The following is a 15,304-nucleotide window of genomic DNA, read 5'->3' as shown; positions in this document are numbered from 1 at the left end:
CAAAAGTACCGAATATGAGCGCCGGCGTACGCGTCATTGTTGCGGGTGTGTCCGAGCGCACACATGTATCGGTTTGGGTCGCGTAGAACTGCGCCTGAGGCTACGGCGCGAGCCAGTGACGTAGTCCCACCTGCCCTCAAAACCACATGGAACGGGGGTTAACCATGTTCACATCCATTCGGAGATCAAAATGAACAAGATCATCGCCCAGGCAAAGAACTTTGTTCGTGATGAAAACGGCATTACGGCTCTTGAGTACGGCATCCTGGCAGGCCTGATCACGGTCCTGCTGATCGCCAGCATCGCAACGATCGGCTCGGTACTCAAGAACGTGTTCTCCGACATCGCCTCGGCCGTCTAGCGAACGCGTTTGCGAGTGGGCTGGCAACGCGCGCCACACTCGCTCACTTTCACAACAAACGGACGTTGAAGCTGGAACTGCTCGAGACCGCATTCGGAAACGTCTGGAAGCCGGGCGTCCTTCGAGCAGCGTCGTGTGCCATGAGGCGGGTTCGCGACGTGAAGCATTTCCGAATGCGGTTTTGCAATCAAGAGCAGGAGCGGGAAATGGTTTCAGGCGTGGTCGATCGCACAAAGCTATTAATTTGAGTCGCGTAAAACTGCACCCGGGACTAGTCCGCCAGGTTGAGTGACGTAGTCCCATCACCCTCAAAACCACATGGAACGGGGGTTAACGATGTACACATCCATTTGGAGATCAAAAATGCAAAACATCATCGCTCAGGCAAAGAATTTTGTTCGTGACGAAGACGGCATTACGGCTCTCGAGTACGGGATCCTCGCCGGTCTGATCACCATCTTGCTGATCGCCAGCATCGCAACGATCGGCTCGGTGCTCAAGAACGTGTTCTCCGACGTTGCCGCAGCGGTCTAACCGATGTATGGGCGAGTGGGTTTGCCGCGCGCGCCACACTCGCCCAGTGTCACCAGAAGCGGACCTTTGTAACTGGAAATACTCGAGACCGGATCCGGAAACGTCGGGAGACCATGCGTCCCGGCAACAGCGTCGTATGTCATGAGTCAGGGCCCGCGCCACAAGGCTTTCCGAATAGGGTTTTGCGATGGAAGGGCAGTTTCAGGAAATGACTTCAGATGTTGCCGATCGCACAAAGTTATTGGTTTCGGACGGGTACAAAGTGCGAACGCGACTACTGAGCTGCCCACAGCGAGGTAGTCCAACCAGCCCTCAAACCCACAGGGAACGGGGCTCAGCAGTTCACTTTCAGGGAGATCGAAATGCAAAGGATCATCGCTCAAGCTAAGGGCTTCATTCGCGACGAAGAGGGTATTACGGCTCTGGAGTACGGGATTCTCGCGGGCCTGATCACGGTCCTGCTGATCGCCAGCATCGCGACCATTGGCTCGGTGCTCCAGAACGTGTTCTCCGACATTGCCGCAGCAGTCTAAAAGAACCTGGCCGGGGAGCGGACAAATGGATTTCACATTGCTTTCGGTTTCATTGCCGCCGCAACCCGTTCCGCTGTGCGTGATCGCGCTGGTGATACTCGCTGCCAGCACGGACCTCGTCAGCCGCCGGATTCCGAACCGGCTGATCATGCTGGGGCTTGTGTCAGCGCTCGCGGTCCAGATCGCGCTGCGCGGAGCGCTCTCGGGCAGCGCGATCTGGCTGAGCGGCGCAGCGACCGGGTTCGCGCTGTTGCTGCCGTTCTACCTGCTGCGGGGCATGGCTGCCGGTGACGTCAAGTTGCTGATGATGCTGGGCGCCTGGCTGGGGGCGGCTGCAACAGTTGATATCGCAGTGAACACCTTCATTATCGGTGGGGTGTGGTCATTCGGCGTCGCCTTGATGCGAGGGCGGTTGGTCCGGCTGATCGGAAACGTCGCGGCGTTGCTCGCGGGGTCCGGCCGGTTCATGCGCGTGCCGGGTGTGTCGCCTGGCACGCAGGTGACGCGGGAGTCGGTCGGGTCGATTCCCTATGGTGTGGCGATCGGCGCGGGAACGGTAGCGGCGCTGTTTGCCATGGTGCATTAAAGCGCTGGCCGCAGCGCAGTGTCTGGCGGTAACGTGCCCCGGCGGCGACTTGGGGCTCGAAAGAGATCGAATTTTCTCGAAAGCATATGGGGGTTGTCATGAAAAACGGCCGCGCGCTTGCCATGCTCGCGATTGCCCTGTTGGCCGGCTTGGCCGCAGTGGTGTTCGCTTCCAAATGGTTGCTTCAGACGTCCTCGGGGGCCACGGTACCCGTTGCCGTCGCATCCGACGACATCAATCTCGGTCAGCCAATCAATGAAACGATGATCCGGACGGTCAACTGGCCCAAGGACAGCCTCCCACCCGGAACATTCAGTGCGCCGAAGGACCTTGACGGCCGGGTCGTGCGCGCGAGCCTCGCGCGTGGTGAACCGGTGCTCGCTTCGAAGCTGGCGCCCGTGGGCACGAAAGGCGGTCTGTCCGCAGTGATTGGCGAGGGGCGGCGAGCGATTACGGTGCGCGTGAACGACGTGGTGGGCGTAGCCGGCTTTGCGTTGCCGGGTAACTACGTCGACGTGATCGTCAACACCCAGGAGCCGCAGAAAAAGACCGAGACGCAGGACCAGAGCATCTCGAAGATCGTGCTCGAAAAGATCCTGGTGCTCGCCGTCGCGCAGCAGGTCAACCGCGACGACACCGCGCCGAAGGTCGTGAACGCCGTGACCCTCGAGGTGACGCCCGAGCAGGCGGAGAAACTCGATCTGGCGCGAAGCGTGGGGACGCTCTCACTCGTCCTGCGCAACCAGGTGGACGACAAAAAGCTCGTCACGGACGGTGTGACCAAGCAGACGCTGCTGGGGCAGGCCGCGCCGCTGCCGGCGTCGGCGCCCGAGCCGGCTCGTCCGGTGCGGGTGAAGTACGTGGCCCATGCGCAGGTCAAGCGTGATTGCATTGGCGTTCTGTCGGGCGTCACGGGTAGTCAGGAGTGTTTCTGAAGCACTGCAGAGCGGCCGTCCAAGCCCGGCGTTGACCACCCGGGACAGGTTGCGATAGCGGCGAAGCCGCTACTAGAACGCTGGTAAAACACGGGGTATAACGATATGGATACCAAAGTAAAGGTGGGGTCCACGGGGGCCTGCAAGGACATCGGTACGTGGCGCGTCGCGACGCTGGCCTGGGTGTGCGCGGGGTTGATGAACGCGACACCTGGCTGGGCGCAGGAGCAGGCCGGGAACGCGGCGCAGGAGAAGTCCGCTTCGACTGCCCAGGTGCCCGTGGGCAAGGGCCCCGTGCAGATGACCATCAGCATGGGACCCGCGCAGGGCGCCAACGCCGCGCCCAAGGCCGTGGCGGGACCGCTGCACGGACCGAGCTGCGTCGGGGCCATTCGCGGCGAGAGCAACGTGGTCGTGCCGCTTGGCAAGTCGACGCTTGTGCCGATCGACGAGCCGGTGCGAAATCGCACGATCGGCAATCCGGAGATCGCGCAGGCGACCATGGTTTCGCCGCAGACGCTCTACCTGGTTGGCCAGTCGGTCGGGACCACCAACATGATCATCCAGGGCAAGAGCGGTGCGTGTCAGGTGATCGACGTGATCGTCAGCGCCGATTCGGGCGGGCTCCAGACCGCGCTCGCGCAACTCATGCCGCAAGAGCGCGACATCCGGGTTTCCACGGCTGCCGACAACATCGTGCTCGCCGGTCATGTGTCGAGCGCACAGGCGGCGCAGCAGGTCATGGAAATCGCCAGGGTGTTCGGCGTGAGCGGCGGCAACGGATCGAAGTCGGGCGGCGTGATCAACATGATGAGCGTCGACGCTCCACAGCAGGTCATGCTCGAAGTGAAGGTCGCCGAAGTCGACAAGACCCTGATCGATCAGCTTGGCTCGGCAATCAATATCCAGGGCGGCTTCGGGTCGTGGACAGGCGCGCTCGTGAGCAATCTCCTCGCGGGCGTCTCGAGCGCATTCCTGGCCTCCAAGGCGAATAACCGGCCGTTCAACCTCGCCGTGGATGCGCAGAAGACCGACAACCTCGTGAAGATCCTCGCGGAGCCGAACCTTGTCACCATCAGCGGTCAGGAAGCCACTTTCCTCGCCGGCGGCAAGATTTTCATCCCCGTGCCGCAAAGCGGCGGCGGCACTTCGGCCACGGCGATCACCCTGCAGCAGGAGGAGTTCGGCGTAGGGCTCAAGTTTACGCCGACGGTGCTCGGCAACGGCCGCATCAACCTGAAGGTGGCACCGGAGGTCTCGGAGCTGTCGCCCACGGGCGTCACGTTGAGCGCGTCGAACGTGAGCGGCGTGAGCATCCTGCCGCTCATTACGACGCGGCGCGCGTCCACCACGGTCCAGATGGCTGATGGCGAGTCGTTCGCGATCGGCGGGCTGATCAACAACAACATTACGGGCTCGCTCAAGGCCGTGCCTGGCCTCGGTGAAATTCCGGTGCTGGGCGCGCTGATGCGCAGCACTTCGTTCCAGCACGACCGCTCGGAGCTGATCTTCATCATTACGCCGCACCTCGTGAAGCCCGTGAAGAGTATCGCGCAACTTCAGATGCCCACGGACAGCTTCTCGGAGCCCCTCGAGGCCGACGTGTACGCGACGGGCAACATGGAAGGCCGTGCCAAGCGCAACGAGGGACGCTTTGCACCGGCGGCACCTGCGGCACCCGCGGGCACTCAGGCCACGCCGGCTGCGCCAGCCGCACCTGCGCCGGCGCCGGCCGCGCCCGCGGCGCTGCCCGCACCGCAGGTCTCTTCGCGGCGCGAGGCGCCGGCGTCCTCCGGGCCGGCGCCCGAGGAAACGGTTACACAGCCGGTCGCCACACAGCAGGTGAGCGTGCAGTCTCTCGCGCCGTCAGCGGGCGACGACAACGCAGCGCATGCGCAGCGCATCGAGCAGGAAGCCGCGCGTATCGCGTCGAACCAAACCGTCGTTCATTGACCCGGCGATCAGGAGACCAGCATGAAACTCGATACTTTCGCATTCTTTCGCCGGGCTCTGCTGATCGCGCCGCTTGGCGTTGCGCTTGGCGGTTGCATGACCAGCTCGCCCATCTGGGAAGCGCATTTCGGCGAAGCGCTGCACCACTCGATGCAAGCGCAGATCATCGACCCGGACGCGGCCATGCACGTCAGCTCGCAGCCGGGGGTGGACGGCAAGGCCGCTGCGGCGGCGATGGACCGATACGACAAGTCCTTTACGCAGCCGCCGGTGTCCGCGTCGCCCTACACGATTGGCGTGAGCTCGGGGCAATAAGCCGGGGCACGCACGACAGGCCGGAGAACGAGACCAAACCGGGGCATACGATCATGATCGACATACTCATTACTTCCACGGACACCGAGCGGCTCGCGCAGATCATGCGCGTGATCGCGGGATGCGGTCCCTACCGCACGACGCGTACCGTTGGCACGCCGTTCGATCTCGTCGAGCGTGGCGACACGCTCGATGCATTCGATGTCCTGATCGTCGATGCGAGGGGATTGCAGGAGGCGCAGCTGCCTTCCGTGACGGAGCTGTGCCGCCGTCGCGACCGGCTCCTGTGCATGCTGCTGATTCCGGAGGCGTCACCGGACGCGCTCATTGCGGCGATGCGCGCGGGTTTCCGGGACGTGATCACGGGGCCGCTGGACCCCGTGGCGATAGGCGATGCGCTGCAGCGCGCGATCGGTCAGCGCGCGCAGGGCAGTGCTCGCTCGACGCGCATCGTGTCGTACATGTCGTGCAAGGGCGGCGTGGGGACGAGCTTCATCGCGGCGAACGTGGCGCACATCGTCTCGCAGACGCAGAACCAGCGCGTGCTGCTGATCGATCTGAACCAGCTTTACGCGGACGCCGCGTTCCTCGTGACGGAGCAGACGCCGCCCTCGACGCTGCCCCAGTTGTGCGCGGAAGTGGACCGCATGGACGTGGCGTTCTTCGATGCGAGCGTGATCCATGTCGCCGAGAACTTCGACATCCTGGCTGGCGCGGGCGACCCGATCAAGGCGAGCGAAATGCGTCAGGACCGGCTCGAATGGGTGCTTGGTGTCGCGATGCCGCGTTACGACTGCGTGGTCCTCGATCTCGGGCAGACCATCAATCCGCTTTCCATGCTTGCACTGGACCGCAGTGACGAGATCCATATCGTCTTGCAGGCGAGCATGCCGCACTTCCGGGCAGGCCGCCGTCTGCAGGAGATCCTGCAATCACTCGGCTATGGGCCTGAACGGATTCGTGTGCTGCTCAACCGCCAGACCAAACACGGCGAGCGTGTGCGCGAGGCCGCCGAAAGCGTGCTTGGCGTCAAGCCGTTCCAGGTCATTCCGGACGATGCGCGTGCCGTATCCGAAGCGGTCAACCAAGGTTTGCCGATTTCCGTGGTGGCGCCCGGCAGCGCGGTGACGCGCAGCCTGCGCGCGCTGGCGACCAGTGTGGCGGCCTCGAATGCCACGGACACGGCATCGCGCGGCAAAGGCGACTCGTTGTTCGCACGCCTGATCGGTCGTCAGGCGCCAGCCAAATTCGGCTTGATGTAAAGGAGAAAAAACATGTCTCTTCGCGAGCAAATCTTTGCGCAGCGCTTCGAGCCGACGATCGTCGAGCGTGCCGATACCGGCGTCAGCGCCGGCGCCGGTATCGGCGCTACAGCCGCAGCCTCCGCGCCTGCCAGGGTGAAAACCGAGGCGTATCAGAAGCTGAAGTACGAAATCCACCAGGCGGTGCTCGAACGCGTCGAGCTCGAGCGTCTTTCGCGCATGCCTCAGGAGCAGATCCGCAGTGAGATCGGTGCGCTGGTCGGCCGGATACTCGAAGATCAGAAGGCGCTGGCGAACGACATCGAACGCAAGCAGCTCGCCATCGACGTGTATGACGAGATGTTCGGATTCGGTCCGCTCGAGCCGCTGCTGCGCGACCCCACGGTCTCGGACATTCTCGTGAACACGTGGCGCCAGACGTTCGTGGAGCGGCGTGGCAAGCTCGAGCTCACCGACGTCAACTTTTACGATGACGCTCACCTCATGAAGGTGATCGAGAAGATCGTCTCGCGCGTGGGACGGCGCATCGACGAGTCGAGCCCGATGGTGGACGCGCGCCTGCCCGATGGCTCGCGCGTGAACGCCATTATTCCGCCTTCGGCCGTGGACGGGCCGCTCGTCTCGATCCGGCGGTTCGCGGTCTCGCCGCTGCAGGTCTCGGATCTGATCGAGCTGCAGACGCTCACGCCGCCCATGGCCCAGGTGCTGGAGGGGCTTGCGCGCGCCAAGGTCAACATTCTCGTGTCGGGCGGCACTGGCAGCGGCAAGACGACGCTGCTCAACGTGCTCTCAGGCTTCATTCCGAACGACGAGCGCATTGTCACGATCGAGGATGCGGCCGAACTTCAACTGCGCCAGGATCACGTGCTGCGGCTCGAAACGCGCCCGCCGAACATCGAGGGGCGCGGCGAGATCACCCAGCGCGCGCTCGTGCGCAATGCGCTGCGTATGCGCCCGGACCGCATCATCCTTGGCGAAGTGCGCGGCGCGGAAGCGCTCGACATGCTCAACGCCATGAACACCGGCCACGAAGGGTCGCTTGCGACGATCCACGCCAACACGCCGCGCGACGCGCTTACGCGGCTCGAAAACATGATCAGCCTGGGCGGCCTGTCGTTGCCGCCGCGCACGATGCGCCACCAGATCTCGTCGGCAATTTCGGTGGTCGTGCAGGCCGCGCGCCTCACCGACGGCCGCCGCAAGATCATGAGCATTTCGGAGCTGACCGGCATGGAAGGCGACATCGTCAACATGCAGGAAATCTTCACGTTCAAGCGCACCGGCATGGATTCAAATGGCAACGTGCGCGGCTACTTTTGCGCGACCGGCGTGCGTCCGAAGTTCTGCGAACGCTTTGCGGCGTTTGGGGTGAACGTGCCGGACCAGATTTTCGAACCGGGCCGCCGTTTCGAAACGGCTTGATGTTCTCGACGTTCTTGCGGGGGAGCGTGGCATGAGCACAACTTTCTTTCTGGCGATCCTGCTGCTCTTCGTGGCGGTAGTGCTCGCAGCCCAAGGCGCGTGGGAATGGTGGAACAGCCGGCATGGCGCCGTCGCGCGCCGTCTCGAAGCGCGCCTCGAGGCCGTGGCCACGGGGGGCACGGGACGCAAGGAGACGATGTCCATCCTCAAGGCGCGGCGGCTCGATGGGTCGACACTTTTCGGCCGCGCCTTGCTGCTCGTGCCGAAGATCCGCTCGTTCGAGGCATGGGTGCAACAGTCGGGCATCTCCTGGACCGCAGCGCGCCTCATCGCACTCTGTGCGGTGATGCCGGTTTTCGTGCTCGTCGTGGGGCTGTTCGTTCGCGTGCCGTTTGCGATGCTGGCGGCGGCCGCGGGCGCCTCCGCGCTGCTTCCGTTGCTGTACGTGAGCCGTCGGCGCGCAAAGCGGTTGCTGCGCTTTCAAAAGCAGTTGCCGGATGCCTGCGACATGCTCGCGCGCGCACTGCGCTCGGGTCATGCGTTCACGGGGGCCATCGACATGGTCGGCACCGAGTTCGCCGACCCCATGGGCGCCGAGTTTCGCGTCACGTTCGACGAGATCAACTATGGCGTCTCGCTCAACGACGCGTTGTTGGGCCTTGCGCAGCGCGTGCCGGTGGGGGACCTGCGTTACTTCGTCATCGCCGTGCTGATCCAGCGCGAGACCGGCGGCAACCTGGCAGAGCTGCTGGACAGCATTGCGAGCCTCGTGCGCGAGCGCTTCAAGCTGTTCGACAAGGTGCGCGTGCTCGCCGCGGAAGGGGTGCTCTCGGCGCGGGTGCTGTGTCTGCTGCCGGTCTTTACGGCAGGAGCCATTGCCTTCCTCAATCCGGATTTTCTCGAGGTGCTGTGGAAGGACCCGACAGGCGTGATGCTGCTCGAAGGCGTTTCGGTGCTGATGGTGATCGGCACCATATGGGTGCGCCGCATCGTGCGCATTCACGTCTGAAAACGTCAGGCTTCGCGCCAGCAGGAAATTCGAAAAAGGGGGAGCCATGTTAGCGCTCGATACGACGCGGTTGATGTTGCTGGTCTGTCTCTTTGCCGGTGTGTTCGGCCTGAGTTTGGGCGCCATGTATCTCTTCGCGCCCCGAACCATGCGCAGGCGCATCGAACAGGCGGGCGGGGGCGGCGCGGCTGCTCCCAGTGCCCAGCCGGACGGTGGGGACGAGCCCTGGTACGAAAAGCTCGTGCACGTCACGGAGCCGCTTTCGAAGCTCTCTGCGCCCAAGGAGGGCTGGGAGGTTTCGGCGTTGCGCGTGCGCTTGATGAACGCCGGCTGGCGCACGCCGGGTGCCGTGGCGACCTACTTTGGGACCCGCACGGTGCTGGCGCTGCTCTTGCCCACCATGGCGGCCATGTGGATGCTCGGCGGCGGTGGGGCGAGTTCGGTCACGAGCTTCGCGGTGGTCCTCGTGAGTCTGGTGAGCTTCGGCTACTACCTGCCGGCCTTCGTCCTCGGGCGCGCTGTGGCGCGCCGCAAGCGGGTGATTTTCGAGGACTTCCCCGACGCAATCGATCTGTTGACCGTCTGCGTCGAAGCGGGGCTCGGCCTCGATGCTGCGCTGATGCGCGTCGCGGAAGAGATCAAATTGCGCAGTGCGGTGGTGGCGAGCGAGATGGAGCTCACGCTGCTGGAAATGCGCTCGGGGTATGCGAAGGAAAAAGCGCTGCGCAACTTTGCCCTGCGCACGGGCGTGGACGATGTCGATTCGTTCAGCACGATGCTCATCCAGGCGGAGCGTTTCGGCACGAGCATTGGCGATTCGCTGCGCGTGCTCTCGGACACGCTGCGCACGCGCCGTCGCATGCTTGCCGAGGAGAAGGCCGCGAAAATCGCGCTCAAGCTGCTGTTTCCGCTGATGTTCTGCATCTTTCCCGCGCTGCTGGTGGTGCTGATGGGGCCGGCGATGCTGCATATCTACCGGACCATGCTTCCGGCAATGGGCGGCTAACCGGCGGCCGTAACGGACGATGTGGCAGGACCTGGCCCGGTATGGGCGATTTGATCGGGGGACCTATGGAACCAGCAAAGACCGGCGCGCTACGCCTTCAGTTACGCGCGGTACGAGGAAGAAGGGGGGCAGTGAGCCCCGTGCGCGGGCGCCTGTGGCGCGCGCAGCGCGGGGTGGCCATGGTCGAGTTCGCCGTCGTGCTGCCGGTGCTGCTGCTGCTGGTGTTCGGCATCATCGAAATGGGCTTGTTCCTGTACGACAAAGCGGTCCTTACCAACGCCAGCCGGGAGGGCGCGCGCGCCGGAATCGTGCTGAAGAGTCCGAAGGCCACCTCGACCGACGTGCAGAACGTCGTGACGAACTACACCTCGAACTACCTGCTGACGTTCGGCTCGCAAAATACGCCGGTGGTCACCACGTCTGGCACCGGCGGCACGTTCGGTCAACCGCTTACGGTGACCGTCTCCTATCAGTACAGCGGGCTGGCTTTGGGACGGATGGTGGCCCCCATCACGGGGCCGATTACGCTGACCGCCACCACTGTCATGAATAACGAATAAAGGGGACGATCATGCGCAGGGGGAGCAAAGGGAAACAGAAAGGGGCAGTGGCCGTCACGGTCGCTGTGTTCATGGTCTTCCTGCTGGGAACCGCGGCGCTCGCCATCGACATCGGCAATCTGATGGTCGCTCGCAACGAGCTCCAGAACGCGGCCGATGCGGCCGCGCTGGCGGGCGCGGGTTGTCTGAAACCGCGCAGCGAATGCGGCAATACCAGCGCGACCCAGCCGGATTTTACGACCGCGTCGGCAACAGCTTCGACGTTCTCGACGTCGACCTCGACCAACCAGGTCCAGGGTGCCTATGTGCAAGCCAGCACGGTAGCGACCGGATACTGGAACGCCACGGGCACGCCCTACGGCCTCGAAGCGCTGCCGTTCACACCGGGCTCGAACGACCTGCCCGCCGTGCAGGTGACGATCAATAAAAACGGGTCAAACGCGAACGGAGCGGTGTCGGGCTTTCTGAGCGGCGTGCTCGGGGTCAATATCCTGAAAGCCAGTGCAGTGGCGACGGCCGTGCTTTCTTCGCCCGGCAATGTGGGGCCAGGCGGGTTGTTTCCACTGGCGATGTCGCAGTGCTTGTACAACACCTACTGGAGTTCGTCGACCGATTCACCGCTGACTTCGCCCACCACCGGCACCGTGTCCGGCTTTTCGGACCCGCAGATCGCGGGACAGCCGTACATCTTCCGGATAGGGTCCGCTTACCAGTACGGAACTTGTCAATCCGGCCAGTGGACGACATTCAATGTCAACGACAACAGTGCCAGCTATGCCACTAGCCTGCTGACGAGTGGCAACAGCACCGGCTTCTCCGTCGGTGCTCAGCCGGGGACGTGGATTCAGACGGGCGAGAAAAACTCGATCTTCAACGCGACTGCGGCCTGTAGCGCGGCGGGCAATGGTCAATGCGCATGGGCGACGGTCGTGGTGGTGGCCGATCCGTCGACGAGCGGGTTTCAGCCGGTCCTGGCATTTGCTTGCCTGCACATTCTCGATGCGAGTAACGGCGCGAATCCCTATGTGCTCGTGCAGATGAGCAACGACATGAGTCATTGCGAGACACCCAATTCGGGAGGGGTCGGGCCGAGTTACGGCGCTTACACGCCGCCGAGACTGGTCCAGTAGGAAGGATTTTCCGTAGCCCAGGCAGCACACTTCGACATGCATGCCCGGCAACTCGGGCGCGGCGATCGGCGCCGCGCCTTTCTCTTGCCCGCGGCTTGCTGCTTCGATGCTCTTCGGGCGCCGATTCCAGCGCCCATATCCGCACTTTCTTCCCGCTTTTTCGCTTAACTTCGTTTGACGCGCTAAAATTGCGGACCTTTTAATCAGTCCGCCTATTTCTGCCTTGAGCGTGCAAAAGATCCTCATCGTGCGCGTGTCGTCGCTTGGCGACGTCGTCCACAACATGCCCGCCATCGCCGATATCCGGCGGCGGTATCCCGACGCCCAAATCGACTGGCTCGTCGAAGAAAGCTTCCAGTCGCTCGTCGAGCTCGTGCACGGCGTGCGCCGCGCGATTCCGTTTTCGCTGCGCCGCTGGCGCAAGGGGCTCTTCTCGGCGGCCAACTGGCGCGAGATCGGCGCGTTTCGCCGCGCGCTCGCCGCCGAGAAGTACGACCTCGTGATCGACTGCCAGGGGCTCATCAAGACCGCCTGGGTCGCGAGCTGGGCGCGCGGGCCGCTCGTTGGCCTCGGAAATCGCACCGACGGCGCGGGCTACGAATGGCCGGTGCGCCTCTTTTACAAGCGCTCGATCCGCATCGAGCCCCGCACGCATGTGGTCGAGCGCACGCGCCAACTGGTTGCGGGCGCACTGGAGCTGCCGCCGCCGCAGCCCGCCGACGACATCGAGTTCGGCCTCGACACCTACCGCGCAGCGCAGGCGCTCGCGGCGGTCGGCCTGAATCTGCCGGTGCCCTATGTGGTGTTCGTGCACGCCACTTCGCGCGCCGACAAGCAGTGGCCCGACGCGCACTGGATCGAGCTGGGCCAGGCGCTCGTGCGCCGCGGCGCGTCGATCGTGCTGCCGTGGGGCAGCGAGGCGGAGCGCGCGACGAGCGAGCGCCTCGCGCGCGAGTTCGGCGAGGCGGCCATCGTGCCGCCCAGGCTCTCTCTGCCAGCCGTGGTCGGCCTGATCGACGGCGCGGCGGCCACGGTGGGCGTGGACACCGGTCTCGTGCACATCGCGGCGGCGCTCAAGCGCCCGACGGTCGAGTTGTACAATTTCGCGACCGCCTGGCGCACCGGCGGCTATTGGTCGCCGAAGGTCGTCAATCTCGGCACGGCGGGGCAGCCGCCCACGCTCGCGCAGGTGAAGGGCGCGCTGGCGGGCTTCGGCCTGCTTTGAGCAGGCTGCGCGCCCGAGGTCACATCAAGTCGCATCAGGTCGCATCAAGGCACGTCAACGCACATCAAGGCGCGCCACGCGGCGCGCGCGGTATAAGGGTCGGCGCCGGGCATCCCGCCCGGCAACCCGATCCATCGCTTCCCAGGGGCGACCATGAACGAATCCCAGATCATCGAAATCACTTCCGCCGACTGGCACGGCCAATATCTTTCGCAGCCGCGCGAGACGCTGCTCGATGCCGTCGAGCAGGGCAAGGTCCTGTATTTCCCGAAGCTCGAGTTTCCGGTCGAGGGCGGCGAGCGCGCGCTGCTCGATCCGGCCATTGCGGACCCCAAGCGCAAGAACATCAGCCTCGACCCGAACGGCGGCGCGCTGCGCGGCGTGCTGGGCGACACGGTCACGCAGTCGGCGGTGCGCGCCATGGTCGCGCGCTATCAGGCCTGTGCGCGCACGCTCGTCGACGGGCTCTTTCCGGAATACAGCGGCAAGCTGCGCGTCGCGCCCACGAGCCTGCGCCTGCATCAGGTGGAAACGCGCCAGACCTCGTGGCGCAAGGACGATTCGCGCCTGCACGTGGACGCCTTTCCGTCGCGCCCGAACTATGGCGAGCGCATCCTGCGCGTGTTCACCAACGTGAACCCGCACGGCGTGCCGCGCGTATGGCGCGTGGGCGAGCCGTTCGAGGACATGGCGCGGCGCTTCCTGCCGAACATCAAGCCGCAGATGCCGGGCTCGGCCTGGCTGCAGAACCTGCTGCACATCACCAAGTCGCCGCGCAGCGAGTACGACCATCTGATGCTGAACCTGCACGACAGCATGAAGGCCGATCTCGACTATCAGAAGACGGCTCCGCAGGAGACCATCAATTTTCCGCCGGGCTGCGTGTGGGTGTGCTTCTCCGATCATGCGTCGCATGCGGTCATGTCCGGCCAGTTCATGATGGAGCAGACCTTCTTCCTGCCCGCGAAAGACATGGTGCATCCGGAATGGGCGCCGCTCGGCATTCTCCAGCGTATCAAGGGCAAGGAACTCGTTTGAAGCCGGGCTTGAATTTCATCGCGGGTTCGCTCGCCTGGGCGGGCATGATGCCTCGCGTCGCGGAGGCCCGATGCTGAGGGCCGTCTATCGCGCGGCCTGGTGGCTGATCGCGCCGCTCGCGGTGCTGCGTCTTTTCATCCGCTCGCGGCGCGAGCGCGGCTATCGCGAGCACATCGGCGAGCGTTTCGGCTTTGGCATCGGGCGCGTGCCCGAGGACGACGCGCCGCTCATCTGGGTGCATGCGGTATCCGTGGGCGAGACGCGCGCGGCGCAGCCGCTCGTCGACGCCTTGCTGGCGGCGCGCCCCGACGCGCGCGTCCTGCTCACGCACATGACGCCCGGCGGGCGTGCGGCGGGCGAGCAACTGTTCGGCGATCGCGTGCTGCGCTGCTACCTGCCCTACGACATGCCGCATGCCGTGCGGCGCTTCTTGCGCGCATGGCGTCCGTCGCTCGGACTCGTGATGGAGACCGAGGTGTGGCCGACGCTCATCGACGAATGCAAGCACGCCGACGTGCCGCTCGTGCTCACGAATGCGCGCATGTCGGCGCGCTCGTTCAAGCGCGCGGCGAAGTTCGGCGCGCATGTGCGCGAGGTGTTCGGCGGCTTCACGCGCGTGCTCGCGCAAAGCCCGGCGGATGCCGAGCGCCTCTGCGCACTGGGCGCACGCAACGTGAGCGTGCTCGGCAATCTGAAGTTCGATATGGCGAGCCCTGCCGCGGTGGTGGCGCGCGGGCGTGACTGGCGCCGCGCGATTGGCGCGCGGCCCGTGTGGGTGGCGGCAAGCACGCGCGAAGGCGAAGAGGAACTGGTGCTGCAGGCGTTCGCGGCGCTGGGCGTAGAAGATGCGCTGCTGATTCTCGTGCCGCGCCATCCGCAGCGTTTCGACGAGGTGGCCGCGCTTGTCGCGCGCAAGAATCTCAAGCTCGAGCGGCGCTCGCGCTGGGTTCAGAACCCGGCTCCAAACCCGACGCCATCCGCTTCGAAGGTGGGCTCCGCCGCGCCGCATGAAGGCGTGCGCGCGCTGCCGCAGGACGTGAACGTGCTGCTCGGCGACTCGATGGGCGAGATGGGCGCGTATTACGCCGCCGCCGATCTCGCGTTTATCGGCGGAAGCTTGCTGCCGCTGGGCGGCCAGAATCTGATCGAGGCGTGCGCGGTGGGCGTGCCGGTGCTGATCGGCCCGCACGTGTTCAACTTCACCCAGGCCACTGCCGACGCTGTTGCGGCCGGCGCGGCGCTGCAAGTGCAGGATCCCGCCGATCTCGCGCGCGCCTTGCGCGAACTCTTCAACGACAAGCCGCGCCGCGTGGCCATGGCCGCAGCGGCAGCGGCGTTCGCGGCGCGTCATCGCGGCGCCACGGGGCGCACGGTGGACGTGCTTGCCACGTTGTTGCCCGAACGGGCGTCGGCGTCGTTCGATCTTTAATGGTCG

General features: G+C 64.7%; 16 protein-coding genes. All 16 read left to right on the top strand.

Annotated elements, in window-relative coordinates:
* The first annotated feature begins 190 nt into the window (after positions 1–190).
* The 16 genes from PWP93_RS09420 to waaA all read left to right on the top strand — a co-directional run bounded on the left by PWP93_RS09420 (position 191) and on the right by waaA (position 15,298).
* Positions 191–361 (top strand): Flp family type IVb pilin, encoded by a 171-nt coding sequence (locus PWP93_RS09420; protein ID WP_084225499.1) that lies wholly within the window; start codon positions 191–193, stop codon positions 359–361.
* A 363-nt stretch (positions 362–724) separates the two neighbouring features.
* On the top strand, positions 725–895 hold the full coding sequence (locus PWP93_RS09415; protein WP_421044274.1) for a Flp family type IVb pilin: 171 nt from the start codon (positions 725–727) through the stop codon (positions 893–895).
* 362 nt (positions 896–1,257) lie between these two features.
* Positions 1,258–1,428 (top strand): Flp family type IVb pilin, encoded by a 171-nt coding sequence (locus PWP93_RS09410; RefSeq protein WP_421044273.1) that lies wholly within the window; start codon positions 1,258–1,260, stop codon positions 1,426–1,428.
* Positions 1,429–1,453: 25 nt separating this feature from the next.
* Positions 1,454–2,014, top strand: coding sequence for an A24 family peptidase (locus tag PWP93_RS09405; RefSeq protein WP_421044272.1), 561 nt, complete (start codon positions 1,454–1,456; stop codon positions 2,012–2,014).
* Positions 2,015–2,112: 98 nt separating this feature from the next.
* Complete coding sequence (gene cpaB / locus PWP93_RS09400; RefSeq protein WP_421044271.1) at positions 2,113–2,949, top strand: Flp pilus assembly protein CpaB; 837 nt, start codon at positions 2,113–2,115, stop codon at positions 2,947–2,949.
* 105 nt (positions 2,950–3,054) lie between these two features.
* Entirely contained in the window at positions 3,055–4,902 is a 1,848-nt protein-coding gene (locus tag PWP93_RS09395) for a type II and III secretion system protein family protein (protein WP_421044270.1), read from the top strand.
* Between the two features lie 21 nt (positions 4,903–4,923).
* Positions 4,924–5,217 carry a hypothetical protein gene (locus PWP93_RS09390; protein WP_421044269.1) on the top strand — a complete coding sequence of 98 codons (294 nt, stop codon included), beginning with the start codon at positions 4,924–4,926 and terminating at the stop codon, positions 5,215–5,217.
* A gap of 53 nt (positions 5,218–5,270) precedes the next feature.
* On the top strand, positions 5,271–6,479 hold the full coding sequence (locus PWP93_RS09385; protein WP_421044268.1) for an AAA family ATPase: 1,209 nt from the start codon (positions 5,271–5,273) through the stop codon (positions 6,477–6,479).
* Between the two features lie 12 nt (positions 6,480–6,491).
* Positions 6,492–7,901 carry a CpaF family protein gene (locus PWP93_RS09380; RefSeq protein WP_421044267.1) on the top strand — a complete coding sequence of 470 codons (1,410 nt, stop codon included), beginning with the start codon at positions 6,492–6,494 and terminating at the stop codon, positions 7,899–7,901.
* 31 nt (positions 7,902–7,932) lie between these two features.
* The gene (locus tag PWP93_RS09375) at positions 7,933–8,910 is read left to right on the top strand and encodes a type II secretion system F family protein (protein ID WP_421044266.1); all 978 of its coding nucleotides are present in this window, start codon (positions 7,933–7,935) and stop codon (positions 8,908–8,910) included.
* A 46-nt stretch (positions 8,911–8,956) separates the two neighbouring features.
* Positions 8,957–9,916, top strand: a complete 960-nt coding sequence (locus tag PWP93_RS09370) for a type II secretion system F family protein (RefSeq protein WP_421044265.1) — start codon at positions 8,957–8,959, stop codon at positions 9,914–9,916.
* 131 nt (positions 9,917–10,047) lie between these two features.
* Positions 10,048–10,476, top strand: a complete 429-nt coding sequence (locus tag PWP93_RS09365; RefSeq protein ID WP_421044264.1) for a TadE/TadG family type IV pilus assembly protein — start codon at positions 10,048–10,050, stop codon at positions 10,474–10,476.
* Between the two features lie 47 nt (positions 10,477–10,523).
* On the top strand, positions 10,524–11,606 hold the full coding sequence (locus PWP93_RS09360; RefSeq protein ID WP_421044263.1) for a pilus assembly protein TadG-related protein: 1,083 nt from the start codon (positions 10,524–10,526) through the stop codon (positions 11,604–11,606).
* A 229-nt stretch (positions 11,607–11,835) separates the two neighbouring features.
* Complete coding sequence (gene waaC, locus PWP93_RS09355) at positions 11,836–12,831, top strand: lipopolysaccharide heptosyltransferase I (RefSeq protein ID WP_421044262.1); 996 nt, start codon at positions 11,836–11,838, stop codon at positions 12,829–12,831.
* A 153-nt stretch (positions 12,832–12,984) separates the two neighbouring features.
* Positions 12,985–13,869 carry a Kdo hydroxylase family protein gene (locus PWP93_RS09350; protein ID WP_421044261.1) on the top strand — a complete coding sequence of 295 codons (885 nt, stop codon included), beginning with the start codon at positions 12,985–12,987 and terminating at the stop codon, positions 13,867–13,869.
* 70 nt (positions 13,870–13,939) lie between these two features.
* Positions 13,940–15,298, top strand: coding sequence for a lipid IV(A) 3-deoxy-D-manno-octulosonic acid transferase (gene waaA / locus PWP93_RS09345; RefSeq protein ID WP_421044260.1), 1,359 nt, complete (start codon positions 13,940–13,942; stop codon positions 15,296–15,298).
* The last annotated feature ends 6 nt before the right edge of the window (positions 15,299–15,304 follow it).

It is taken from the genome of Paraburkholderia sp. A1RI-2L (assembly GCF_048957375.1).
GTDB lineage: Bacteria > Pseudomonadota > Gammaproteobacteria > Burkholderiales > Burkholderiaceae > Paraburkholderia.
The sequence above is the reverse complement of the archived record's forward strand: the minus strand, read 5'-3'. Positions and strand labels throughout refer to the sequence as shown.